Source organism: Bradyrhizobium sp. USDA 3240 (assembly GCF_054063295.1).
The window spans coordinates 8229615-8252638 of record NZ_JBSSGD010000002.1; the positions used below are offsets into that span (position 1 = coordinate 8229615).

At 65.1% G+C, this 23024-nt stretch carries 24 protein-coding genes; 20 read left to right on the forward strand and 4 right to left on the reverse strand.

Features of this window, described 5'->3' with window-relative positions; translation table 11 throughout:
• Nucleotides 1-72 precede the first annotated feature (72 nt).
• From ACVIGA_RS39215 to ACVIGA_RS39245, 7 genes are all read left to right on the forward strand, one after another.
• Nucleotides 73-828, forward strand: coding sequence for an ABC transporter ATP-binding protein (locus ACVIGA_RS39215; RefSeq protein WP_456670251.1), 756 nt, complete (start codon nucleotides 73-75; stop codon nucleotides 826-828).
• Nucleotides 821-1564 carry an ABC transporter ATP-binding protein gene (locus tag ACVIGA_RS39220; RefSeq protein WP_456670252.1) on the forward strand — a complete coding sequence of 248 codons (744 nt, stop codon included), beginning with the start codon at nucleotides 821-823 and terminating at the stop codon, nucleotides 1562-1564. Before ACVIGA_RS39215 ends, ACVIGA_RS39220 begins: the two co-directional genes overlap by 8 nt.
• A gap of 40 nt (nucleotides 1565-1604) precedes the next feature.
• Entirely contained in the window at nucleotides 1605-2825 is a 1221-nt protein-coding gene (locus ACVIGA_RS39225; protein ID WP_456670253.1) for an ABC transporter substrate-binding protein, read from the forward strand.
• Nucleotides 2826-2889: 64 nt separating this feature from the next.
• Nucleotides 2890-3753 (forward strand): branched-chain amino acid ABC transporter permease, encoded by an 864-nt coding sequence (locus ACVIGA_RS39230; RefSeq protein WP_050406473.1) that lies wholly within the window; start codon nucleotides 2890-2892, stop codon nucleotides 3751-3753.
• A gap of 1 nt (nucleotide 3754) precedes the next feature.
• Entirely contained in the window at nucleotides 3755-4723 is a 969-nt protein-coding gene (locus ACVIGA_RS39235) for a branched-chain amino acid ABC transporter permease (RefSeq protein WP_456670254.1), read from the forward strand.
• A gap of 145 nt (nucleotides 4724-4868) precedes the next feature.
• Nucleotides 4869-5513 (forward strand): DUF47 domain-containing protein, encoded by a 645-nt coding sequence (locus ACVIGA_RS39240; RefSeq protein ID WP_223972679.1) that lies wholly within the window; start codon nucleotides 4869-4871, stop codon nucleotides 5511-5513.
• 14 nt (nucleotides 5514-5527) lie between these two features.
• Complete coding sequence (locus ACVIGA_RS39245) at nucleotides 5528-6532, forward strand: anion permease (protein ID WP_456670255.1); 1005 nt, start codon at nucleotides 5528-5530, stop codon at nucleotides 6530-6532.
• Here ACVIGA_RS39245 and sugE read toward each other — a convergent pair whose 3' ends face one another.
• The gene (gene sugE / locus ACVIGA_RS39250) at nucleotides 6533-6847 is read right to left on the reverse strand and encodes a quaternary ammonium compound efflux SMR transporter SugE (RefSeq protein WP_092113374.1); all 315 of its coding nucleotides are present in this window, start codon (nucleotides 6845-6847) and stop codon (nucleotides 6533-6535) included.
• Between the two features lie 156 nt (nucleotides 6848-7003).
• Between sugE and ACVIGA_RS39255 the strand changes: the two genes are divergently transcribed.
• The 9 genes from ACVIGA_RS39255 (at nucleotide 7004) to ACVIGA_RS39295 (ending at nucleotide 16731) form a co-directional block, all read left to right on the forward strand.
• Nucleotides 7004-8623, forward strand: a complete 1620-nt coding sequence (locus ACVIGA_RS39255) for a peptide chain release factor 3 (RefSeq protein ID WP_456670256.1) — start codon at nucleotides 7004-7006, stop codon at nucleotides 8621-8623.
• Nucleotides 8624-8842: 219 nt separating this feature from the next.
• Nucleotides 8843-9451, forward strand: coding sequence for a hypothetical protein (locus tag ACVIGA_RS39260; protein ID WP_456670257.1), 609 nt, complete (start codon nucleotides 8843-8845; stop codon nucleotides 9449-9451).
• Nucleotides 9452-9532: 81 nt separating this feature from the next.
• Nucleotides 9533-10117, forward strand: a complete 585-nt coding sequence (locus tag ACVIGA_RS39265; RefSeq protein WP_456670258.1) for an NnrU family protein — start codon at nucleotides 9533-9535, stop codon at nucleotides 10115-10117.
• A 2-nt stretch (nucleotides 10118-10119) separates the two neighbouring features.
• The gene (gene panB, locus ACVIGA_RS39270; RefSeq protein WP_106322854.1) at nucleotides 10120-10941 is read left to right on the forward strand and encodes a 3-methyl-2-oxobutanoate hydroxymethyltransferase; all 822 of its coding nucleotides are present in this window, start codon (nucleotides 10120-10122) and stop codon (nucleotides 10939-10941) included.
• 10 nt (nucleotides 10942-10951) lie between these two features.
• Nucleotides 10952-12547, forward strand: a complete 1596-nt coding sequence (locus ACVIGA_RS39275) for a class I adenylate-forming enzyme family protein (protein WP_456670259.1) — start codon at nucleotides 10952-10954, stop codon at nucleotides 12545-12547.
• 157 nt (nucleotides 12548-12704) lie between these two features.
• On the forward strand, nucleotides 12705-13361 hold the full coding sequence (locus tag ACVIGA_RS39280) for a tetratricopeptide repeat protein (protein WP_456670260.1): 657 nt from the start codon (nucleotides 12705-12707) through the stop codon (nucleotides 13359-13361).
• A gap of 37 nt (nucleotides 13362-13398) precedes the next feature.
• Complete coding sequence (locus tag ACVIGA_RS39285; protein ID WP_456670261.1) at nucleotides 13399-13953, forward strand: hypothetical protein; 555 nt, start codon at nucleotides 13399-13401, stop codon at nucleotides 13951-13953.
• A 154-nt stretch (nucleotides 13954-14107) separates the two neighbouring features.
• A complete protein-coding gene (der, locus tag ACVIGA_RS39290; protein WP_456670262.1) occupies nucleotides 14108-15490 on the forward strand; it encodes a ribosome biogenesis GTPase Der in 1383 nt (460 codons plus the stop codon).
• Nucleotides 15487-16731 (forward strand): MFS transporter, encoded by a 1245-nt coding sequence (locus tag ACVIGA_RS39295; RefSeq protein ID WP_456670263.1) that lies wholly within the window; start codon nucleotides 15487-15489, stop codon nucleotides 16729-16731. Before der ends, ACVIGA_RS39295 begins: the two co-directional genes overlap by 4 nt.
• A gap of 84 nt (nucleotides 16732-16815) precedes the next feature.
• Here the strand turns inward: ACVIGA_RS39295 and ACVIGA_RS39300 are convergent, their stop codons facing one another.
• Nucleotides 16816-17208 (reverse strand): YybH family protein, encoded by a 393-nt coding sequence (locus ACVIGA_RS39300; protein WP_456670264.1) that lies wholly within the window; start codon nucleotides 17206-17208, stop codon nucleotides 16816-16818.
• 202 nt (nucleotides 17209-17410) lie between these two features.
• Here ACVIGA_RS39300 and ACVIGA_RS39305 point away from each other — a divergent pair, with 202 nt between their 5' ends.
• The 4 genes from ACVIGA_RS39305 (at nucleotide 17411) to ACVIGA_RS39320 (ending at nucleotide 20227) form a co-directional block, all read left to right on the forward strand.
• Nucleotides 17411-17707, forward strand: a complete 297-nt coding sequence (locus tag ACVIGA_RS39305) for a hypothetical protein (protein WP_456670265.1) — start codon at nucleotides 17411-17413, stop codon at nucleotides 17705-17707.
• 170 nt (nucleotides 17708-17877) lie between these two features.
• Nucleotides 17878-18552 (forward strand): TetR/AcrR family transcriptional regulator, encoded by a 675-nt coding sequence (locus ACVIGA_RS39310; protein WP_456670266.1) that lies wholly within the window; start codon nucleotides 17878-17880, stop codon nucleotides 18550-18552.
• Nucleotides 18553-18943: 391 nt separating this feature from the next.
• The gene (locus ACVIGA_RS39315) at nucleotides 18944-19606 is read left to right on the forward strand and encodes a DUF3313 domain-containing protein (protein WP_456670267.1); all 663 of its coding nucleotides are present in this window, start codon (nucleotides 18944-18946) and stop codon (nucleotides 19604-19606) included.
• Nucleotides 19607-19657: 51 nt separating this feature from the next.
• The gene (locus ACVIGA_RS39320) at nucleotides 19658-20227 is read left to right on the forward strand and encodes a DUF2147 domain-containing protein (RefSeq protein ID WP_456670268.1); all 570 of its coding nucleotides are present in this window, start codon (nucleotides 19658-19660) and stop codon (nucleotides 20225-20227) included.
• A gap of 131 nt (nucleotides 20228-20358) precedes the next feature.
• On the opposite strand, the gene ACVIGA_RS39325 is transcribed toward ACVIGA_RS39320, so the two are convergent.
• The gene (locus ACVIGA_RS39325) at nucleotides 20359-21585 is read right to left on the reverse strand and encodes an ABC transporter substrate-binding protein (RefSeq protein WP_456670269.1); all 1227 of its coding nucleotides are present in this window, start codon (nucleotides 21583-21585) and stop codon (nucleotides 20359-20361) included.
• Between the two features lie 152 nt (nucleotides 21586-21737).
• Nucleotides 21738-22874, reverse strand: a complete 1137-nt coding sequence (locus ACVIGA_RS39330; protein WP_456670270.1) for a hypothetical protein — start codon at nucleotides 22872-22874, stop codon at nucleotides 21738-21740.
• Nucleotides 22875-23024 lie beyond the last annotated feature (150 nt).

Below are 23024 nucleotides of genomic sequence, written 5' to 3' on the forward strand. Positions count from 1 at the left end.
CCTGTCGAACATGAAAAAGAGCTGGCCACGCGGGCGACGGGCTTCGCGGCGATGGCGTATGGGGGAATCTATTTGGCCGATGAGTTCATTCTCGAAACCAGCGGATTGACCAAGGAATTCGCGGGTTTCTTTGCCGTTCGCGACGTTGCGCTGAAGGTGCGTCGCGGCAGCATCCATGCGTTGATCGGGCCGAACGGCGCCGGCAAGACCACCTGTTTCAATCTGCTGACCAAATTCCTGAAGCCGACGGGCGGGCAGATTCGCTACAAGGGCCAGGACATCACCGCGATGCCGCCGGCCGACGTGGCGCGGCTCGGGCTGGTCCGCTCGTTCCAGATTTCGGCGGTATTTCCGCATCTGACCGCGCTCGAAAACGTGCGCGTGGCGCTGCAGCGCCAGCACGGTGCGTCATTCGATTTCTGGCGCTCGAAGACCGTGCTCGACCGCTTCAATTCGCGCGCCCATGAACTGCTGAACGACGTCGGCTTGAGCGAATTCGCCAACACCCCGGCGGTCGAGATGCCGTACGGCCGCAAGCGCGCACTTGAAATTGCAACGACGCTCGCGCTCGACCCCGAGATGATGCTGCTCGACGAACCGATGGCCGGCATGGGCCACGAGGACATCGACAAGATCGCGGCGCTGATCAAGCGGATCTCCGCCAAATACACCATCCTGATGGTCGAACATAACCTCTCGGTGGTGGCCAACCTCTCCGACATCATCACCGTGCTGACGCGCGGGCAGGTGCTCGCGGAGGGCAACTACGCCGACCTCTCCAAGGACGAGCGCGTGAAGGAAGCCTATCTGGGAGCGGGTCATGGCTGAGGCAAAACTGGCGGAGAGGCCCGTGGCTGCGGCCGGCACCGAGGTGCTGACGGTGGGCGACCTGCAGGCCTGGTACGGCGAATCCCACATTCTTCACGGCATCAATTTCAACGTGAGGGCCGGCGAGGTGGTGACGCTGCTCGGCCGCAACGGCGCCGGCAAGACCACGACCTTGAAGTCGATCATGGGCGTCATCAACAAGCGCTCCGGCTCGATCCGTTTCGACAACAAGGAGATCATCCGCGCCACCTCCGACCGCATCGCGCGGCTCGGCATCGCGTTCTGCCCCGAGGAGCGCGGCATCTTCTCGAGCCTCGACGTGCGCGAGAATCTGCTGCTGCCGCCGGTGGTGCGTCCGGGCGGCCTGCCGCTCGACCAGATCTTCACGCTGTTTCCCAACCTGAAGGAGCGGCTCAACAGCCAGGGCACCAAGCTCTCGGGCGGCGAGCAGCAGATGCTGGCGATTGCGCGCATCCTGCGCACCGGCGCGCGCTTCCTGATGCTGGACGAGCCCACCGAAGGGTTGGCGCCGGTCATCATTCAGCAGATCGGGCACACCATTGCGCGCCTGAAGTCGCAGGGATTCACTATCCTGTTGGTCGAACAGAATTTCCGCTTCGCCTCGACCGTTGCCGACCGCTACTACATCGTCGAGCACGGCAAGGTGATCGACGGCTTCGCGAATTCGGAGCTGTCGGCCAACATGGACAAGCTGCATACCTATCTCGGCGTCTGAAGTCGCCCGAGCCAGAAAATTTAGGACGAGGGAATACCCGATGAAGAATACGATTTCTGCGCTGCTGCTCGGCACCGCGATGGTGCTCTCCGTTGCAAGTGTCGCCTCCGCTGACGACAAGATCGTCAAGATCGGCGTGTTGTCCGATCAGTCCGGCCTCTATGCCGACCTCGCGGGCCCCGGCTCGACGCTGGCGGCGCAAATGGCGATCGAGGATTCCGGCCTCAAGGCCAAGGGCTGGACCATCGACCTGATCTCCGGCGATCACCAGAACAAGCCCGATATCGGCACCACCATCGCGCGCCAGTGGTTCGACGTCGACAAGGTCGACACCATCGTCGACGTGCCGAATTCCGGCGTCGCGCTCGCGGTCAACAACGTCGTCAAGGAAAAGAACGGCGTCTACATCAATTCGGGCGCCGCGACCTCTGACCTCACCAATGCGCAGTGCACGCCGAACACGGTGCACTGGACCTACGACACCTACATGCTGGCGCACGCCACCGGCCAGGCGCTGGTGAAGGCGGGCGGGGACACCTGGTTCTTCCTGACCGCGGACTACGCGTTCGGCGCGGCGCTGGAGCGCGACACCACCGCCGTCATCACCGCCAATGGCGGCAAGGTGGTCGGCGGCGTCAAGCATCCGCTCAACACCGCGGACTTCTCCTCGTTCCTGCTGCAAGCGCAGGCCTCCAAGGCCAAGATCATCGGTCTCGCCAATGCCGGCGGCGACACCACAAACTCGATCAAGCAGGCTGCCGAGTTCGGCATCGTCAAGGGCGGCCAGAAGCTCGCGGCGCTGCTGCTGTTCCTCACCGACGTCAAGGCGATCGGGCTCGAGACAGCGCAGGGCCTCAACTTCACCGAGACGTTCTACTGGGACCTCAACGACAAGACCCGCGCGTTCTCGAAGCGCTTCTCGGAGAAGATGAAGAGCGGCGCTCCCCCGACCATGGTGCAGGCCGGCGTCTATGCGGGCCTGCTGCATTACTTCAAGGCGCTGGAAGCGCTCGGTGGCAATCCGCATGACGGCGCCAAGGTGGTCGCGAAGATGAAGACCATCCCGACCGACGATCCGTTGTTCGGCAAGGGCGAGGTCGAGGCCAATGGCCGCGTCACCCACGACGCCTATCTGTTCGAAGTGAAGAAGCCTTCGGAGTCCAAGGGACCGTGGGACTTCTACAAACTGGTCGGCACCGTGCCGGGCAACCAGGCCTTCACGCCGCTCGACAAGAGCACCTGTGCGCTCCTGAAGAAGTAACGATCATGCCCGCCGGCCATGGGCGTGGTCGGCGGGCTTCATCTATCCAGCGAAAGCTCATTCGATGCAGGCTCTCTACGCACAGCTTCTGGTGGGACTGATCAACGGCTCGTTCTACGCGCTGCTCAGTCTGGGGCTCGCCGTCATCTTCGGCATGCTCAACATCATCAATTTCGCGCACGGCGCGCTCTACATGATGGGCGCCTTCGTGGCGTATTTCCTGCTCAACCTGGGCGGCATCAACTACTGGTGGGCGCTGCTCATCGCACCCGTCATCGTCGGCATCTTCGGCATGATCCTCGAGCGGACCATGCTGCAATGGCTCGCCGGCCTCGACCATCTCTATGGGCTGCTGCTGACCTTCGGCATCGCGCTGATCGTGCAGGGCGTGTTCCAGAACTATTTCGGCTCCTCGGGCCTGCCTTACTCGATCCCGGATCAGCTCAAGGGCGGCGTCAATCTCGGCTTCATGTTCCTGCCGATCTATCGCGGCTGGGTCGTGATCTTCTCGCTGGTGGTGTGCCTTGCCACCTGGTTCCTGATCGAGAAGACGCAGCTCGGTGCTTACTTGCGCGCGGCCACCGAGAACCCGACGCTGGTGCGGGCCTTCGGCATCAACGTGCCGCGCATGATCACGCTGACCTACGGGCTCGGCGTCGGTCTTGCCGCGCTCGCCGGCGTGCTGTCGGCGCCGATCAACCAGGTCCGCCCGCTGATGGGCGCCGATCTCATCATCGTGGTGTTCGCGGTGGTCGTGATCGGCGGCATGGGCTCGATCATGGGCTCGATCATCACCGGCTTCGCGCTCGGCGTGATCGAGGGATTGACCAAGTATTTTTATCCCGAGGCCTCCAACACCGTGGTGTTTGTCCTGATGGTGGTGGTGTTGCTGGTGAAGCCAACGGGACTGACGGGACGGGCGGCCTGATATGTCAGCATTGACCGACGATACACTTCCGGTGACGCCGCGCGCGATGCGCGACGAGATGATCGTATTCGCCGTGATGGCGGCGCTGCTGGCGGTGGTGCCGTTCACGGGGATCTATCCCTTCTTCGTGATGCAGGCGCTGTGCTTTGCGCTGCTGGCCTGCGCCTTCAACTTGCTGATCGGCTATGGCGGCCTGCTGTCGTTCGGCCACGCCATGTTCCTCGGCACCGCCGGCTACGTCTCGGCGCATGCGCTGAAGGTGTGGGGGCTGCCGCCGGAGCTCGGCATCGTGGCCGGCACCGCCGCGGCGGCCTTGCTCGGCCTCGTTACCGGCTTCATCTCGATCAAGCGGCAAGGCATCTATTTCTCGATGATCACGCTGGCGCTGTCGCAGCTGCTTTACTTCCTCTATCTGCAGGCGCCGTTCACCCATGGTGAAGACGGCATTCAGGGCATCCCGCAGGGCCATTTGTTCGGGATCTTCGACCTGTCGAAGCCGACGGTGCTCTACTACGTCGTGCTGGCCGGATTCCTCGGCGGCTTCCTGCTGATCTACCGCACCATCAACTCGCCGTTCGGCGAGGTGCTGAAGGCGATCCGGGAGAACGAGCCGCGCGCGATCTCGCTCGGCTACAAGACCGACCAGTACAAGATGCTGGCCTACATCCTGTCGGGCACACTGGCGGGTTTTGCCGGCTCGCTGAAGGTGTTCGTGGCGCAGAATGCCTCGCTCACCGACGTGCACTGGTCGATGTCCGGCGAAATCGTGCTGATGACGCTGGTCGGCGGCCTCGGCACCATCTTCGGCCCGGTGGTCGGCGCATTCGTGATCATCGCCATGCAGCAATATCTCGCCGGTTTCGGCCAGTGGGTGACGGTGATCCAGGGCGTGATCTTCGTGGCCTGCGTGCTGCTGTTCCGGCGCGGCCTGGTCGGCGAACTGGCCCATCTGCTGCGGCGGTCGCTGTAGGGCAGGGCACGGCATTTTCGGCCGACTTTAGCGGTGGACGACCGCCCATTGGGGCGGTCGGTCGGGGTATTTTCCCAGGCAGATGCTCTATGACAGTTCCGTGACAGTCGCTAAAAGGGCTGTCCCGGAACGATGGAATAGAGACATGCTGCGCTGGTTTCGCGCCTTTCTGCCCAAGGAAGAGCGGTTCTTCGAGCTGTTCGCCCGACACGCCCAGACCTCGGTAAAATGCGCTCTGGCGCTGCAGGACATGCTGAAGGGCGGCGAGGAGACCCCGGTCTTCTGCCAGCGCGTCAACCAGTTCGAGAACGACGCCGATAGCGTTACCCGCGAGGTCCTGACCGCGGTTCGCCGCACCTTCATCACCCCGTTCGACCGCGGCGACATCAAGAACCTGATCACCGCGATGGACGACGCGGTCGACCAGATGCAGGCGACCGCCAAGGCCGTCATGCTGTTCGAGGTGCGCGAGTTCGAGCCGCCGATGCGCGAGATGGGCGGCCTGATCGTCGAATGCGCCAATCTGGTCATCCGCGCGCTGCCTCTGTTGCAGGCGATCGGCCAGAACGTCTCGATGCTGACCCAGATCACCGAGGAGCTGACCAAGCTCGAGGGCCGGGTCGACGATCTCCAGGATATCGGGCTCAAGGAATTGTTCCTGAAGCACCGCAACGCCAACGCGATGGACTTCATCGTCGGCGCGGAGATCTACGATCACCTAGAGAAGGTGGCCGACCGCTTCGACGACGTCGCCAACGAGATCAACTCCATCGTCATCGAGCAAGTGTAAGTCGGGGACATCACGTGGACACCACGCTCGGTCTTCCGGTCCTGACCATCCTGATCGCGGTCGCGCTGCTGTTCGACTTCCTGAACGGCCTGCACGATGCCGCGAACTCGATCGCGACCATCGTCTCGACCCGCGTGCTGCGGCCGCAATATGCGGTGTTCTGGGCGGCATTCTTCAACTTCGTCGCCTTCGCGGTGTTTGGCCTGCACGTCGCCAACACCATCGGCACCGGGATCATCGACCCGTCGGTGGTGGACGCCACCGTGATCTTCGCCGCATTGGTCGGCGCGATCGTTTGGAACGTGATCACCTGGGCGCTCGGCATTCCCTCGTCGAGCTCGCACGCGCTGATCGGCGGCCTGGTCGGCGCCGGCATGGCGAAGGCGGGCATCTCGGCGGCGGTGTGGGGCGGGCTCACCAAGACCTTGCTCGCCATCGTGCTGTCGCCGCTGGTCGGCTTCCTGCTGGCGCTGGTGCTGGTTGCGATCGTGTCCTGGCTCTCGGTGCGCTCGACGCCATTCGCCGTCGATCGCGCCTTCCGGATCCTGCAATTCGCCTCGGCGTCGCTCTATTCGCTCGGCCATGGCGGCAACGACGCGCAGAAGACCATGGGCATCATCGCCGTGCTGCTCTACTCGCAGGGCCATCTCGGCGACACCTTCGAGATTCCGTTCTGGGTCGTGCTGGCCTGCCAGAGCGCGATGGCGCTGGGCACCCTGATGGGCGGCTGGCGGATCGTGCGCACCATGGGGCTACGGATCACCAAGCTGACGCCGATGCAGGGTTTTTGCGCCGAGACCGGCGGCGCCGCGACGCTGTTCATCGCGACCTATCTCGGGGTGCCCGTGTCGACCACCCACACCATCACCGGCGCCATCGTCGGTGTCGGCGCGGCGCGGCGGCTGTCCGCCGTGCGCTGGAACGTGGCGAGCTCGATCGTCTATGCCTGGGTGATCACGATCCCAGCGTCGGCCGCGGTCGCGGCCGCGACCTATTGGGCGGTGCAGGTTCTCAGATAATTACCCGACCAGCTTCAGGCCTACGATGCCGGACACGATCAGCCCGATGCTGGCCAGCCGCATCGCGGTCGCGGGTTCACCGAGCAGGATGATGCCGAGCGCCGCGGTGCCGACCGCGCCGATCCCGGTCCAGACCGCATAGGCGGTTCCAATCGGCAGCGTCTTCAGCGCGATGCCGAGCAGGATCACGCTGCCGGCCATCGCCGCCAGCGTCAGCACCGACGGCACCAGCCGCGAGAAACCCTCGGTATATTTCAGCCCGATCGCCCAGCCGATCTCGAGCAGGCCTGCGGTGAACAGAATGGCCCAAGCCATAACGAACCCTCCGGATAAGGCAGCGTCGTCCCCGCGGATGGTGTGGTGAGGAAAAGGTCGTCCTTCCCGTGCCTATATGTGGGTGGTGCGGCTCTTCCGCATTGCGACAAAACGCCCTTGATTGCGCCCGTTTTCCCTGCCAAACGCTGCCCCGCCATGTCCGACATCTCAGTTTCAGCCGAATCTCCGTCCCGCTCGCCGCTTTCCGAGGAAGTGGCGCGCCGGCGCACCTTTGCGATCATCTCGCACCCGGACGCCGGCAAGACCACGCTGACGGAAAAGCTGCTGCTGTTCGGCGGCGCCATCAATCTCGCGGGCCAGGTCAAGGCCAAGGGCGAGCGGCGCAACACGCGCTCGGACTGGATGAAGATCGAGCGCGAGCGCGGCATCTCGGTCGTCACCTCGGTAATGACCTTCGAGTTCAACGACCTGGTGTTCAACCTCTTGGACACGCCGGGCCACGAGGACTTCTCGGAAGATACCTATCGCACGCTGACCGCGGTCGATTCCGCGGTCATGGTGATCGACGCCGCCAAGGGCATCGAGGCGCGTACGCGCAAGCTGTTCGAGGTGTGCCGGTTGCGCGACATCCCGATCATCACCTTCATCAACAAGATGGACCGCGAGAGCCGCGACACGTTCGATCTGCTCGACGAGATCGAGAAGACGCTGGCGCTCGACACCACGCCGATGACCTGGCCGGTCGGCCGCGGCCGCGACTTCCTCGGCACCTATGACGTCGTCAATGGCGGCGTGCGGCTGCTCGAGGGCGGCGGCGCCAAGACCGGCGCCACCGAGCAGATCGACATCGCCGATCTCGGCAAGCGCAACCCCAATCTCGACGTCGCCGAGGTCAGGGATGAGCTCGCGCTGGCCTCCGAAGCCTGCAAGCCATTCGAGCTCGCGGCCTTCCGCGAGGGGCATCTGACGCCGGTCTATTTCGGCAGCGCGCTGCGCAATTTCGGCGTCGGCGACTTGCTCGAGGGCCTCGGCAAGTTCGCGCCGGCGCCGCGCGCGCAGGATTCCGATCTGCGCAAGGTCGAGGCGGCGGAGCCGCGCATGAGCGCCTTCGTGTTCAAGATCCAGGCCAACATGGATCCGAACCATCGCGACCGCATCGCGTTCGCCCGGCTGTGCTCCGGAAAACTCACCCGCGGCATGAAGGCCAAGCTGGTGCGCACCGGCAAGAACATGAGCCTGTCGAGCCCGCAATTCTTCTTCGCCCAGGATCGCTCGGTGGCCGACGAGGCCTTCGCCGGCGACGTGGTCGGCATTCCCAACCACGGCACCCTGCGGATCGGCGACACCCTGACCGAGGGCGAGGATCTGACCTTCGTCGGCGTACCGAGCTTCGCGCCGGAAATCGTCCGCCGCGTCCGCCTGACCGATGCGATGAAGGCGAAGAAGCTGAAGGAAGCCTTGCAACAGATGTCGGAGGAGGGCGTCGTGCAGGTGTTCCGTCCGCGCGACGGCGCCCCGGCGCTGGTCGGTGTGGTCGGCCCGCTGCAGCTCGACGTGCTGAAGGCGCGGCTCGATGCCGAATATTCGCTGCCGGTCGAATTCGAGATCTCGGAATTCTCGCTGGCGCGCTGGATCTCGTCCGACGACCGCAAGAAGCTGGAGGCCTTCGTCGCCGCCAACAATTCCGGCATCGCCGACGATGTCGACGGCGACCCCGTGTTCATGGCCAAGAACGAGTTCTATCTCGGCTACACCCGCGAGCGCGCCGAGGGCATCACCTTCTCCAACGTCAAGGACGTGAAGAAGAAGGCGTAGCGCCGCCACATACTCGGTGTCGTCCCCCGGCTCGACCGGGGGACCCAGTACGCCGCGGCCTATCGATTGATCACTGCTGTCTCTGGAATACTGGATCGCCCGGTCAAGCCGGGCGACGACAGCGAGGTTGTGGCGAGCGCGAGGAATTGAACGTCGCCCCGCTTGCTCCGGTCCCGCCACGGTACCATTTTCCCCGGAGCGCATCCCGGGTCCAACCGCATGTTCCGACGCGTCGTCATTTGCCTCGCTATCGCCGTGGCCCTTGCCCTCGCGGGCACCGCTGGCGCGCGGCAGCGGCAGCAGACAAACCCTGTGCCGTTCGCACACACGCCCTGCAGCGTGCTCGACTATGGGCCCTGCATCCCTTCTTACTGCAGCGTGTTCAACCACGGGCCGTGTCTGCCCGAAATCAATTATCCGTACGGCGAAAATCTGCAGCTCACGATCCTGACGGTGCCGCCCGAGGGGCAGGCCGAGAAGTATCGCAAGCCGGATCATGATCTCGATACCATCGGCGATCTGTTCGCCGCGCTGCGCGCCTGCTGGGCACCGCCGCCGGCGGACGATGCGCGCGAGGGCATGCAGATGTCGGTGCGCTTCAGCTTCAAGCGGACCGGCGAGATGATCGGCACGCCGCGCCTGACGTTCGCGACGCGAGGTATCCCGGCGGATACCCGCACGACCTACCTCAACGCGATCAACGCCTCCCTCGGCGCCTGTTTGCCGCTGAAATTCACCGGCGGGCTCGGTGGCGCGCTGGCCGGCCGGCCGATCATGATCCGCTATGTCGACAATCGCGAACTGGCCAAGCCGACCGGCAATCCGTGACCCGCCACCGGGCGTGGCGCATTGCCACCCGCCCGGCGAAGATGTTACGCGAAGGCAGCAATCAATCAGGGGAGGAACATCGTGGGACTGCTCGTCATGATCCTGGGTCTCGTGCTGTTCCTTGGTATCCATGTGCTGACCAGCCTGCGCGAGCTGCGCGCCGGCATCGTAAATGCAATGGGCGAGGGAGCCTACAAGGGCGTCTATTCGCTGGTGTCGTTCGCCGGGCTCGCGCTGATCATCTGGGGCTTCGCCCACTACCGCGCGACCGGCTGGATCGACGTCTGGACGCCGCCGACCGCGTTCAAGCACATCACGGTGGCGCTGATGCTGCCGGCCGTGATCCTGGTGGTGGCCGCCTATATCCGCGGCCGCATCTACACCACGCTGAAGCATCCGATGCTGGCGGGCGTCAAGCTGTGGGCGTTCGCGCATCTGCTCGCCAATGGCGATCTCGGCTCGATCATCCTGTTCGGCTCGTTTCTCGGCTGGGCGGTCTATGACCGCATCTCGCTGAAGCGCCGCGCGGATGCCGGCGGGCCGCCGATCCCGGTGGGCGGTCCGACCAACGACCTGATCGCGATCGCGGTCGGTGTCATCGTCTATCTGGCGCTGGCGTTCGCGTTCCACCCGGTCGTGATCGGCGTGCCTGTCATGGGAGCCTGACTATGTCTGTTCAATCCGCCATCAAGCGCAAGACCGCGCCCGATCTGCGCGCCCGCAAAAATGGCGAACCGATCGTGATGCTGACGTCGTACCACGCGCACACCGCGGCGCTGGTCGACCGGCATTGCGACGCCATCCTGGTCGGCGATTCCCTCGGCAATGTGATGCATGGCTTCGAGACCACCGTACCCGTTACCCTCGACATGATGATCCTGCAGGGCCGCGCCGTGATGCGCGGCTCGCAAGCTGCGCTGGTCGTGGTCGACATGCCGTTCGGCTCCTATGAGGGGTCGAAGGAGCAGGCGTTCCAGTCGGCGGTACGGATCATGAAGGAGACGCTGTGCGGCGCGGTCAAGCTCGAGGGCGGCGCGCGGATGGCGGAGACGGTGGCGTTCCTGTCCGAGCGCGGCATTCCCGTGATGGGCCATATCGGGCTGACGCCGCAATCGATCAACACGCTCGGCTCGTTCCGCGCGCAGGGCCGCGAGGAGGAGACTTGGGCGCCGATCGAGAACGACGCCAAGGCGATCGCGGAAGCGGGCGCTTTCTCGATCGTGGTCGAGGCGGTCGCCGAGCCACTGGCGCGCAAGATCACGCAATCGATCGCTGTTCCCACCATCGGCATCGGCGCCAGCGCCGCCTGCGACGGCCAGGTGCTGGTGCTGGAGGATATGCTCGGCCTGTCGCCGCGTGCGCCGAAATTCGTGCGCCGCTACGGCAACCTCGGGCCGATGATCGAGGAAGCGATCGCGGGCTATGCGCGCGACGTGAAGAGCCGCGCCTTTCCCGGGCCGGAGCACGTCTACGGCATGAAGAAGAGCTGACGAGGCGCACATGGACTGGTCGCAACACGCACTTCCGGCCATGCGGCTCGAGCCGCGCTTCGGCGACCGCGTCGTGCCTGTCTTTGCCGAGCGGCCGGCCAGCCTGTGGGCGATGATCGCGGACGCCGTCGCACAGAACGGCGACGGCGAGGCGCTGGTCTGCGGCGCGACGCGCCTGAGCTGGCGCGAGGTCGCCGAGCAATCGGCGAAGGTCGCGGCCGGCTTTGCAAAGCTCGGCCTCGTTCCGGGCGACCGCGTCGGGATCCTGCTCGGCAACCGCACCGAGTTCGTGCTGACGATGTTCGCCGCCGCCCATGCGGGGCTGGTGACCGTGCTGCTCTCGACACGCCAGCAGAAGCCCGAGATCGCCTATGTGCTGAACGATTGCGGCGCCAAGCTGCTGGTCCATGAGGCCGCGCTTGCCGACCGTATCCCCGACGCCGCCGACATTCCCGGCCTCACGCATCGCGTCTCGGTCGGCGACGACGGCACATCGCAATTCGCAGGCCTGCGCGACAACGCGCCGGTGCAAGCGCCGGCGGAGGTGAGGGAGGAGGACACCGCGATGATCCTCTACACCTCGGGCACCACGGGCCGGCCGAAGGGCGCGATGCTCGCCCATTGCAACATCATCCACTCCTCGATGGTGTTCGCATCTTGCCTGAAGCTGACCAAGACCGATCGCTCGATCGCGGCGGTGCCGCTCGCGCATGTCACCGGCGCGGTCGCCAACGTCACCACCATGGCGCGCTCTGCCGGCGCGCTGATCATCATGCCGGAGTTCAAGGCGTCGGAGTATCTGAAGGTCGCGGCGCGCGAGCGCGTCACCTACACGGTGATGGTGCCGGCGATGTACAATCTCTGCCTGATGCAGCCGGATTTCGACAGCACCGACCTGTCGAGCTGGCGGATCGGCGGCTTCGGCGGCGCGCCGATGCCGGTCGCGACCATCGAAAAGCTCAACGCCAAGATTCCCGGCCTCAAGCTCGCGAACTGCTATGGCGCGACCGAGACCACGTCGCCCTCGACCTTGATGCCGGGTGAGTTGACCGCGGCGCATATCGACAGCGTCGGCCTGCCGTGTCCCGGCGCCGAGATCGTGGTAATGGGCGCCGATGGCCACGAGGTGCCGCGCGGCGAGATCGGCGAGCTCTGGATCCGCAGCGCTTCCGTCATCAAGGGCTACTGGAACAATCCGAAGGCGACCGCCGAAAGCTTCACGGCCGGGTTCTGGCATTCCGGCGATCTCGGCTCGGTCGATGCCGACAACTTCGTCCGCGTGTTCGATCGCCAGAAAGACATGATCAACCGCGGCGGCCTCAAGATCTATTCCGCCGAAGTCGAGTCCGTGCTTTCAGGCCATCCGGCCGTGATCGAGAGCGCGATCATCGCAAAACCATGCCCGGTGCTCGGCGAGCGCGTGCACGCCGTGATCGTGACCCGCACCGACGTGAGTGCCGAGAGCCTGCGCGCCTGGTGCGCCGAGCGTCTCTCCGACTACAAGGTGCCGGAGACGATGGCGCTGACCGCGGAGCCGCTGCCGCGCAACGCCAACGGCAAGGTGATCAAGCGCCAGCTGCGGGAAAGCATCTCGACAGGGGCATAGGCCGGCGTAGGACAAACTTCCCCGGTTAACGCTTTGATCCGCCTGGCTTTGCCTTGCCTCTGCCACACCGTTAGGGTAACGCCGCCGCGATGTGGGGATCAGGTAGGGGCTGCGCTCCGCCGAGATTCGCGGTCCCGAGGGGATGGGATAGCCTTAAGTGTCTGAATTATTTGACGAAGTCGACGAGGAAGTCCGTCGCGATCAGCTCAAGAAGCTGTGGGACAAGTACTCGCTTTTCATCATCGCGCTGGCGATCCTGGTGGTCGCAGGCGTCGGTGGCTGGCGTGGCTACCAATATCTCGAGGGCAAGAAGGCCGCCGAGGCCGGTGCGGCGTTCGACCGCGCCGTCGAGCTGTCGGACCAGAACAAGCACGCCGAAGCCGAGGCCGCCTTCGCCGACCTGATCACCAAGGCGCCGTCCGGCTACCGCAATCTGGCGCGGCTGCGCATGGCCGCCGAGGTCGCGACCCGCGATCAGCCGGCCGCCGCGAAACTCTATGACGAGATCGCAGCCGACCGCAGCGTCGGCGGTCCCGATCAGGATCTAGCGCGGATTCGTGCCGCGCAGATGGTGATGGACACCACGACCTATCCGAACATGGTGCAACGGCTCGAGGGCATGGCGAAGTCGAAGGACTCGACGTTCCGCCACTCCGCGCGCGAGTTGCTGGCGCTGTCGGCCTGGCGCGCCAACGATGCCACCGCCGCGCGGCAGTGGCTCGACCAGATTGCCAATGACGGCGAGACGCCGCCGAGCCTGCGTTCGCGCGCCGAAGCGCTGCAGGCCTTGTTGCCGCCGGTCGCCAAAAGCTGAACCGGCGCGAAACCCGAGTTTGAGTGAGAGATCGACCATGCGCCGCTCGCAACGCCTGATCGCAGCCGCAGTTCTGACAGCGCTTTGCAGCGCGCTGGCCGGCTGCGGCGGTGGCGGTATGGCCAATTTCGATCCGAGCGATCTGCTCGACTTCCTCGACACCAAGAAGAAGCTGGCCGGTGACCGCAAGCCGGTGTTCCCGGAAGGCGTGCCCGGCCTCGAGCAGGGCGTGCCGAAGGAATTGTACAAGGGCTCGCAGCAGGAGCAGCTCGACCAGCAGAACGCCGCGGCAGCGGCCGCCCAGCCGGCTCCGCCGCCGGAGCCGCCGAAGGGCGCCAAGAAGCACACCAAGCGCGCCGCACCCGCGGCAGATCAGGCCGCTGCTCCCGACGCCGGGGCGCCGGACGAGGGCGCGCCCGCCGCGCTGCCGCCCGAGCCGAAGCCGAAGAAGATTGTCCGCCGCCGCACCACCGCGCCGCCGGCCGACGACCAGCAGGCACAGCCTGCGGCGCCGGCGCAGCAGACCCAGACCTCGCAACAATCCGGCGGCGCGTTCCCCGCGCCGCTACCGAGCGGCGGATTTAGCCGCTAGAGCATGATCCGGAAAAGTGCGAAGCGGTTTTCCGAAAAGATCATGCTAAAACAACAATCTAAAGCGCGATGACGGTTCAACCCAATCGCATCGCGCGCTAGGCTCCTGCTTCAATTCATTAGACGCGCGCCGCGCCGCGGCGCCTGGATGATCCATGTCTTTTACCATCGCCATTATCGGCCGGCCCAATGTCGGAAAGTCGACGCTGTTCAACCGGCTGGTCGGCCAGAAGCTCGCGCTGGTGGACGACGAGCCCGGCGTGACCCGCGACCGTCGCGAGGGCCAGGCGCGGCTCTACGATCTCGACTTCACCATCATCGACACCGCGGGGCTCGATGAGGGCGCCAAGGGCTCGCTGACGGCGCGGATGCAGGAGCAGACCGAAACCGCGATCGAGCTCGCTGACGCGCTGATGTTCGTGATCGACGCCCGTGTCGGCCTGACGCCGACCGATCGCGCCTTTGCCGACTTCGCCCGCAAGGCCAACAAGCCGGTGCTGCTGATCGCCAACAAGGCCGAGGGCAAGCACGGCGAGATCGGCGCAATGGAATCCTACGCGCTCGGCCTCGGCGATCCCGTGCAGATCTCGGCCGAGCATGGCGAGGGCATGGGCGACCTCCACGAGGCGCTGAGCGCGCTGGTGCCCGCGACGCCAGAGGAAGACGACGAGGGCGAGGATGACGAGGACATCTCGGAGGAGGAGGCCGCGCAGCGCCCGATCCGGGTTGCGATCGTCGGCCGGCCCAACGCCGGCAAGTCGACGCTGATCAACCATCTGCTCGGCGAGGAGCGGCTGCTGACCAGCCCCGAGGCCGGCACCACGCGCGATTCTATTGCGGTCGAGATCACCTGGCAGGGCCGCCAGTTCCGCGTGTTCGATACCGCCGGCCTGCGCCGCCGCTCGCGGATCGAGGAGAAGCTGGAGAAGCTTTCGGTCGCCGACGCGTTGCGCGCGGTGCGCTTCGCCGAAGTCGTCGTGATGATGATGGACTCGCAGAACAAGTTCGAGGAGCAGGATCTGCGTATCGCCGACCTGATCGAGCGCGAGGGCCGTGCCATCGTGCTCGCGGTCAACAAATGGGACCTCGTCGAGCGCAAGCCCAACCAGATCTCGCAGCTGCGCACCGATGCCGACCACTGGCTGCCCCAGGTCAAGGGCGCGCCGATCGTCGCCGTCTCCGGCCTGATGGGTGAGGGCATCGACCGCCTGATGATTGCGATCCAGGAGGCCTATGCCGTCTGGAACCGGCGCTTGCCGACTGCGGCGCTCAATCGCTGGTTCGAGCAGGCAATCCAGGCCAGCCCGCCGCCGTCCGTCTCGGGCCGTCGGCTGAAGCTGAACTACATCACGCAAGTCAAGGCGCGCCCGCCGAGCTTCGTGCTGTTCTGCTCGCGCGCCGATGCGATCCCGAGATCCTATCTGCGCTACCTCACCAACTCGCTGCGCGAGACCTTCGATCTGCCGGGCACGCCGATCCGGATCACGCTGCGCGAGAAGGCCAATCCGTTCGCCCACAAGCGCAAGCGGCCGTCGTGAGCGGCGACGCCGAAGCCCATCCTGCGGCTGTTCCGCAGGCACGCAGTGGCGCGGTGATCTTCATCTTCATCACCCTGCTGCTCGACATGCTCGCGCTCGGGATCATCATCCCGATCCTGCCCAAGCTGATCGAAGGCTTCGTCAACAACGACACCGCCAATGCGGCGCGCATCTTCGGCGTGTTCGGCTCGATCTGGGCCTTGATGCAGTTCGTCTGCTCGCCGATCCTGGGCGCGCTGTCCGATCGCTTCGGCCGCCGGCCGGTGGTCCTGCTGTCGAATTTCGGCCTCGCCGCAGATTACGTACTGATGGCGCTGGCGCCGAACCTGATCTGGCTGTTCATCGGGCGGGCGATCTCAGGCATCACCTCGTCGAGCATCTCGACCGTGTTCGCCTATATCGCCGACGTCACCGCGCCGGAGCAGCGCGCCGCGATGTTCGGCAAGATCGGCGTCGCGTTCGGCGCGGGTTTTATTCTGGGACCGGCGCTGGGTGGCCTGCTCGGCGAGATCGATCCGCGGCTGCCGTTCTGGGCGGCGGCTGGCCTGAGCTTCGTCAACGGCCTCTATGGCCTGTTCATCCTACCGGAATCGCTGCCGGTCGAGCGGCGTGCGCCGTTCAAATGGAAGAGCGCCAATCCGATCGGCGCGCTGCATTTTCTGCGCGCGAACCGGACGCTGGCCGGCCTGTCGCTGGCGACCTTTTTCGGCCAGCTCGCGCATGTCGTGCTGCCCTCGGTGTTCGTGCTGTACGCCACCTATCGCTATGGCTGGGACACCGGCACCGTCGGTGCGACGCTGGCGCTGGTCGGGCTCTGCGGCATGATCGTGCAGGGCGCGGCGATCGGCCCGATCGTGCAGCGGCTCGGCGAGCGCAACGCGCTGTTCCTCGGCCTCGTCTGCGGCGCCCTGGGCTTCGTGATCTTCGGCGCGGCGCCATCAGGCCAGCTGTTCTGGATCGGCATTCCCGTGATGGCGTTGTGGGGCATCTCGGGCGCCGCGACCCAGGCCCTGACGACGCAACTCGTCGCCGCCGATCAACAGGGCCAGTTGCAGGGCGCGACATCGAGCGTGCAGAGTATGTCGGAATTGATCGGCCCGTTCCTGTTCACGCTGACGTTTGCGTATTTCATCGGCGACAACGTGTCCGTGAAGCTGCCCGGTGCGCCGTTCTATCTGGCCGGCGCGCTGCTGCTGCTCGCGCTCGCCATCGCCTGGCGTGCGACGGCGAAGAAGGCGTAGGGCGGGTTAGCGTAGCGTAACCCGCCGCCCTCGTGCGGCGCCGAAAGTTGGTGGGTTACGGCTTCGCCTAACCCACCCTACGTCTTAATCAGTCGCCGGCACCGAATGGTGCTCGTGCGTGATCTGCCAGCTGCCGTCGATCTTGCGCAGTCCGATCGTGAGCCTGAACTGGAACGTGTCGTCGCGCGGGCCGCATCGCATCACCGCAACGGCGAAGGCGACGTCATCGCCGGCCGTGATCGCGATGTCCTCGATATCGAAGGCGTAGGAGGAACGCTGACAGCCGAAGAACAGATCCCAGGTCTTCCTGTACGCATCAAGTCCGCGTGACTGGAGCGGTGGCGGCACGTCGAACATCACGATGTCCTGATCGTGATGGGCGAGGACGCCCGTATAGTCGTGTCGGCGGACCGCGTCCGCCCAGGCTTCGATGATTGTTCTGACTTCGGTTTCTGCCGTGTGGCGCTGCTGTGTCATCGTTCGCGTGCTCCGAGTGCTGGCTGATCGATGCTTCGAGGACGAATGCGAAGGCACCGATCCGACACGCCGATGCGTCCTGGCCGGATCTTGCGGATTGCGTCATTCTGCCTGTTTACAAACCATCCGGTTGGTTTGTATAAGGCTGATGCGGGATGAAGATGCGCGCCTCGTTCCCTGAGGCCGCCTCGGCAGGATGAGCATGGTGGACAACGAGGCCATTGATATCTGCGATGAGTTGACCCGCTTCAGCGACGCGCAGGCGGCGTTGCTGACGTCGCGCGGCCTAGTCTATCTCACCGACCTGAAGCTCGATGGCAACAGACACGGCACGATCGTCGCCGCCAGTTATGCCGACGCGGAATCGGTTGCCCGCCGCCGTGGCCGGGGAGAGAAGGTCATCGGCCGAATGGCTCACGGGTTCCTTTACGGTCTGCGCCGCCGCCTGCTGCAAAAGGTTCGCGGCGCCGAAGGCCCATGCGCGCGAGCGATCGGATAGCCCGATGATCGATGGGGTATGGCGCCGCCCGATGCCGGCGCCGGCATGTCGGGCGCGCGGTTGGCGCGGCCTGGCAGAACCGGATGCCGCGCTTGAGATTGATCGAGGCCGCTGAGATACTGCGCTTTCACGCGACTCCTTCCTGCGTACCACCATTTATCGAGTACCCTATGGATAATCCTTCCCGCTCCGAACGCTCCCGCAACGCCGCACTCGACGCCGCGATCACCATCGTGACGCGCGATGGTCCGGGGCGCCTGACGCTGGACGCGATTGCGCGCGAGAGCGGGCTCAGCAAGGGCGGCGTGATGCATCAGTTTCGCACCAAGGAAGCGGTGCTGCGCGCTCTGCTCGAGCAGCAGATGGCGCATTTCGAGGGGTTCTCGACCCGCTACCTCGAAAAGGCGCGCGAGACCACGGATCAGCCGGAACTGGCGGCGCAGATCGCAACGCTCAAGGAGGCAATCTCGACGCCGCGAGCCGGGGCATTCGCACTGCTGGCTGCGATGAACGAGAATCCCGAATTGATGGCGATGCCGCGCGATGTCGACATCAAGAAGATCGCGCTGATGAAGGCCGAGGCGCGCGATCCGGATCTGGCGCTGCTGCGCTGGGCCGCGGCGCGGGGGCTGCTGCTGAGTTCGTTGTTCGGCCTGTCGTCGCTGACCGACGGCGAGCGGGATCGCCTGTTCGAGCGATTGCTCGACGACAGCAAGTGGACGGCGATCGAGCAGGGCGCGCCGCCGGCCGCAAAGCCATCCAAGGCGACGGCGACGCGCACGGCATCGCCGCGGCCTGCCGGCGCACGGGCCGCAAAGCCGGCATCGGCGCGCAAGCGTGGCTGAATGTCCGGCGTGATCCGAAAGCACAACGCCGCCCAAGCGGAATATGGATCGCTTGGCGGCGTTGGGTCGGCACCGGGCCCCTAAAATCCCCCGGCAATTGGTGCGTTAGCACGAGAGGTATCGCGGGTTTGTGACAGCGCGAGGCCGTCATTTCGCGACGCAGCTCACCGGTTTTCCACGACGTTTCGATCGCCCGATTTTTCTGATGCGTTCCCGCGATCGCAACTTTACAAACCAACTGGTCGGTTTTATAGTTATCGCACTGAGGCAAGATCTGGCGGCGCCGTGAGGGCGAGCCAGATCGGCAGTGACGGCCGCAGCCGTAACTTCAGCCCCGGACGCGGCTGCGGCCGAGCTGCTCTTCCGCTTTAGCTCGGATGAGGAGATTGGAATGGAGAGCTCGATCGCCGCGCGCGGTCTGGGAGCGATGGCGCTTTGCGTCCTCGCCGGAGGATGTGCCGCCGTCACGCCGGTGGCTTATTCGGACGTGGCCTCGTCGGCCTACATGACGCCTGACACGTCCGACTCGTCGGGCCGTGTGCCGTACCGCTATGCGCCGCCGGTCGACTGGCGGAGCTACAACAAGGTGATGCTCGATCCGGTCGTGATCTATCGCGGCGCGGATCATCAGTTCGGCGACATGTCCGAGAAGGACAAGGAGACGCTCGCCGCCTACATGCAGACCCGCTTCGCCGACAAATTGCGGGGCCGCTTCACGCTGGTGAATACGCGCGGGCCGAACACGTTTCGCGTACGGCTGACGCTGACCGGCGCGGTCGCCAACACGCCGGTGCTCGGCACATTGTCGCGCTTCGACATGGCCGGCGCGATCTACAACGGCGTGCAGGCCGCGCGTGACGGCGAGGGCACGATGACCGGCTCGGTGATCTATGCCGTCGAGATGTTCGACAGTTCGACCGCGCGCCTGCTCGGCGCCTACGTCAGCAAGCAGTATCCCGGCGCCTACGACATCAAGGCCAGCGTCGGCGATCTCGCCGCCGCCACCGCCGGCATCGACAAGGGTGCCGATGCCTTCATGGCGCAACTGAAGTGAGGCGCGCTTCGCGCCTGCCGCAACGATCCCGACAATGAAAGGTGCTGTCGAATGAATTACATGGTTCGCCTGTTTCTGCGCGGCCTGGTCGCCGCCATTCTGATGAGCTCGACCGGCCATGCCGAAGTGATCGCATCGAGCGATCCGAGCGGCACCTGGCTGACCGAGGACGGACGCGCACGCATCCGCCTCGAGCGTTGCGGCGCGGCGCGCGACCGCATCTGCGGCTTCATCGTGTGGATGAAGGATCCGCTCGATCCGCGCGGCCAGCCGTTCCGCGACGGCTTCAATCCCGATCCCGACAAGCGCACGCGCGCGCTGCTCGGCCATCAGCTGATCCTGGGATTGAAGCTGTCGCCGGAGGGCCGGTTCGACGGCGACATCTACAATGCCGAGGACGGCAAGTCCTACTCGGTCTCGCTGTGGCGCGATCGGTCCGACCGGCTGAAGCTCAAGGGGTGCCTGCTCAAGCTGCTGTGCCAGACCCAGACCTGGACGCCGACGTTCGACGCTCAGCCCGGACAACTCGTCGGCCTGACCGGCGATCCCGGCGGCCCGCGTGCCGACAGGGAATGGACATCGCTGCCGGCGCCGGCGAAGGCGAAGTCGGCGGCGAAGTGATCGGAGTAGGGCGGGTTAGCGAAGCGTAACCCGCCAACTTCGTTCCGTGAAAAGATGGTGGATTACGCCTTCCGCCTTCGCTCGTTGAGCTACGGCGGACGTAGTCGGCTAATCCACCCCACAGAGCTCGCTTATTTCTTCACCAGCGGACAATCGCTGGCCTCGAGCGGCTTGGCGGCGTCCTCCGGCGAGATGGTGGCGATCAGCTTGTAATAGTCCCACGGATATTTGGACTCTTCCGGCTTCTTCACCTCGAACAGATAGGCCGGGATGATGCGGCGGCCGTCGATCCGTAACGGACCCTTGCCGAACAGCGGATCGTCGGTCGGGATCTCCTTCATCTTGGCGACGACCTTGGCGCCGTCATGCGGATTGCCGCCCATCGCGTCCAATGCCTTGAGATAATGCAGCACGCCGGCATAGACGCCGGCCACCGTCATCGAGGGCATCGCGTTCTTGGGCGAGACCTTCTGGAAGCGCTTCGACCAGGCGCGGGTCTGGTCGTTCATGTCCCAATAGAACGACTCGGTGAAGGTGAGGCCCTGCGCGATCTTCAAGCCCAGCGCATGCACGTCGTTGACGAACAGCAGCAGCGCCGCGAGCTTCTGTCCGCCCGCGGTGATGCCGAATTCGGACGCCTGCTTGATCGCGTTGGTGGTGTCGCCGCCGGCATTGGCGAGGCCGATGATCTTGGCCTTGGAGGCCTGCGCCTGCAGCAGGAACGAGGAGAAGTCCGCGGTGTTGAGCGGGTGCTTGACGCCGCCGAGCACCTTGCCGCCGTTCGCGGTGACGACCGCCGAGGTGTCGCGCTCCAGCGCGTGGCCGAAGGCGTAGTCGGCGGTGAGGAAGAACCAGGTGTCGCCGCCGGCCTTGGTCAGCGCCTTGCCGGTGCCGTTGGCGAGCATGTAGGTGTCGAACGTGTAGGAGATCGTGTTGGCGTTGCAGGCCTTGCCGGTCAGATCGGCGGTCGCCGCGCCCGAATTGAGCACGATCGAGTTCTTCTCCTTGGCAAGGTTGCTCACCGCCAGCGCGACGCCGGAGTTCGGCGTATCGGTGATGATGTCGACCTTGTCGTTGTCGATCCAGTTGCGCGCGATGTTGACGCCGACGTCGGGCTTGTTCTGGTGGTCGCCGCTGACCACCTCGATCTTCCAGCCCTTGGCGCGCAGGCCGGAGTCTTCCACCGCCATGTTGGCCGCGGCCACCGAATTGGGCCCGCCGATGTCGGCATAGAGGCCGGACATGTCGTTCAGCACGCCGATCTTGACGTTCTTGTCCTGTGCAAAGGCTGGCGTTGCAAGGGCGAGTGCAGCGCAAGCGAGAAGCACGGCGTGGCGCCGTGCGAGCGTCGTCGTCATGAGACATTCCCTCCACTGTCTATTTTTTCCGCAACGGCCCTCTTATGGGGCCTTGTGGCGGTCGTCGGGTTCCCGCTTACCCTTTCCTTTGGCGAGCGGCAATCCGCATAAAGCCGGATGAGCTGCGTCGAAGCGTCATCCTGCCGTCATTGCTACTTGAGCGCATCCGAGGTCAGCTTGAATTTCTGGATCCGCTTGCCCTCGACCTCGCCGGTGTAGACGTTGCCCTTCTGGTCGACCGCCATGACGTGGAGCAGGGCGAACTGTCCGGCATTGCGGCCGCTATGGCCGAAGGTGCCGACCACGCTGCCGTCGTCGCGCTTCAGCACGCGGATCTCGTTGTTGGCGCCGTCGGCGTTGAGCAGATAGGTCTGCTTCGGATCCGGCCACAGCGCGAGATCGAACACGGCGCCGTCGCCGCGGGTGTTTTTCTCGTAGAACCATTCCTTCACGAAGGTGCCGTTCTTCTGGAACACCTGGATGCGGTCCTGGCTGCGGTCGCAGACATAGACCAGCCCGTCATTGGCGATCTTGATGCAATGCACGGGATTGCCGAACTGCTCCTGCACCGCGGCGCTCGGATCGTAGGGCGGCTGCTTGTCGTCGGTGGGCAGCTTGCCGTAGCCGCCCCAGTGCCGCTTGTAGGCCAGCGTGGTGGCGTCGTACACGATGACGCGGCGGTTGCCGTAGCCGTCGGCGATGTAGAGCTCGTTGGCAGCCTTGTCGATCGCCATCTCGGCGGGGCGGCCGAGCTGGGTGGTGTCGTTGCTGTTGGTACGGGCTGCGATCTTGCCGATCTGGCCGAGATATTTGCCGTCGAGCGAGAATTTCAGGATCGCGCTGTCGTCGTCGGCATTGCCGCCGATCCAGACGAAGCCGCGTTCGTCGACCTCGATGCCGTGCTCGCGGCCGACCCATTGATAGCCGTCGCCGGGGCCGCCCCAGGCGCGCAGCAGATTGCCGTCGACATCGAATTCGAGCACCGGCGGTGCCGCCACGCAGCATTTCGCGCGCGGCGGGGTGAGGCTTGCCGCCTTCTCGCCATCGCTCAGCGAGCGCGGCCGGTGCACCACCCAGATATGCCCCTGCCAGTCGACGGTGATGCCGCCGACCTGGCCGATGATCCAGTTGTTCGGCAGCTGCTTGGGCCACGAGGCGTCGACCGCGAAGGTCGGAACGTCACCGGCATGGGCGGGCTTTGGCTGAGCGAAAAAGGCTGCTGATGCGATGCCGGCGGAGAGAAACAATCCGGACAGAATGGAGCGCGCGCGATTGAACGTCGGCGTCATGATGCCTCCCGAGATTTTTCTTGGCGGGGCGTCCCGCTTGAGGAGGGCAGTCAATCGCGGGGCGGGGAGGGTGTCAACGGGTACCACCGTCATTGCGAGCGCAGCGAAGCAATCCATTCTTCCGCGGATACGGGCGCATGGATTGCTTCG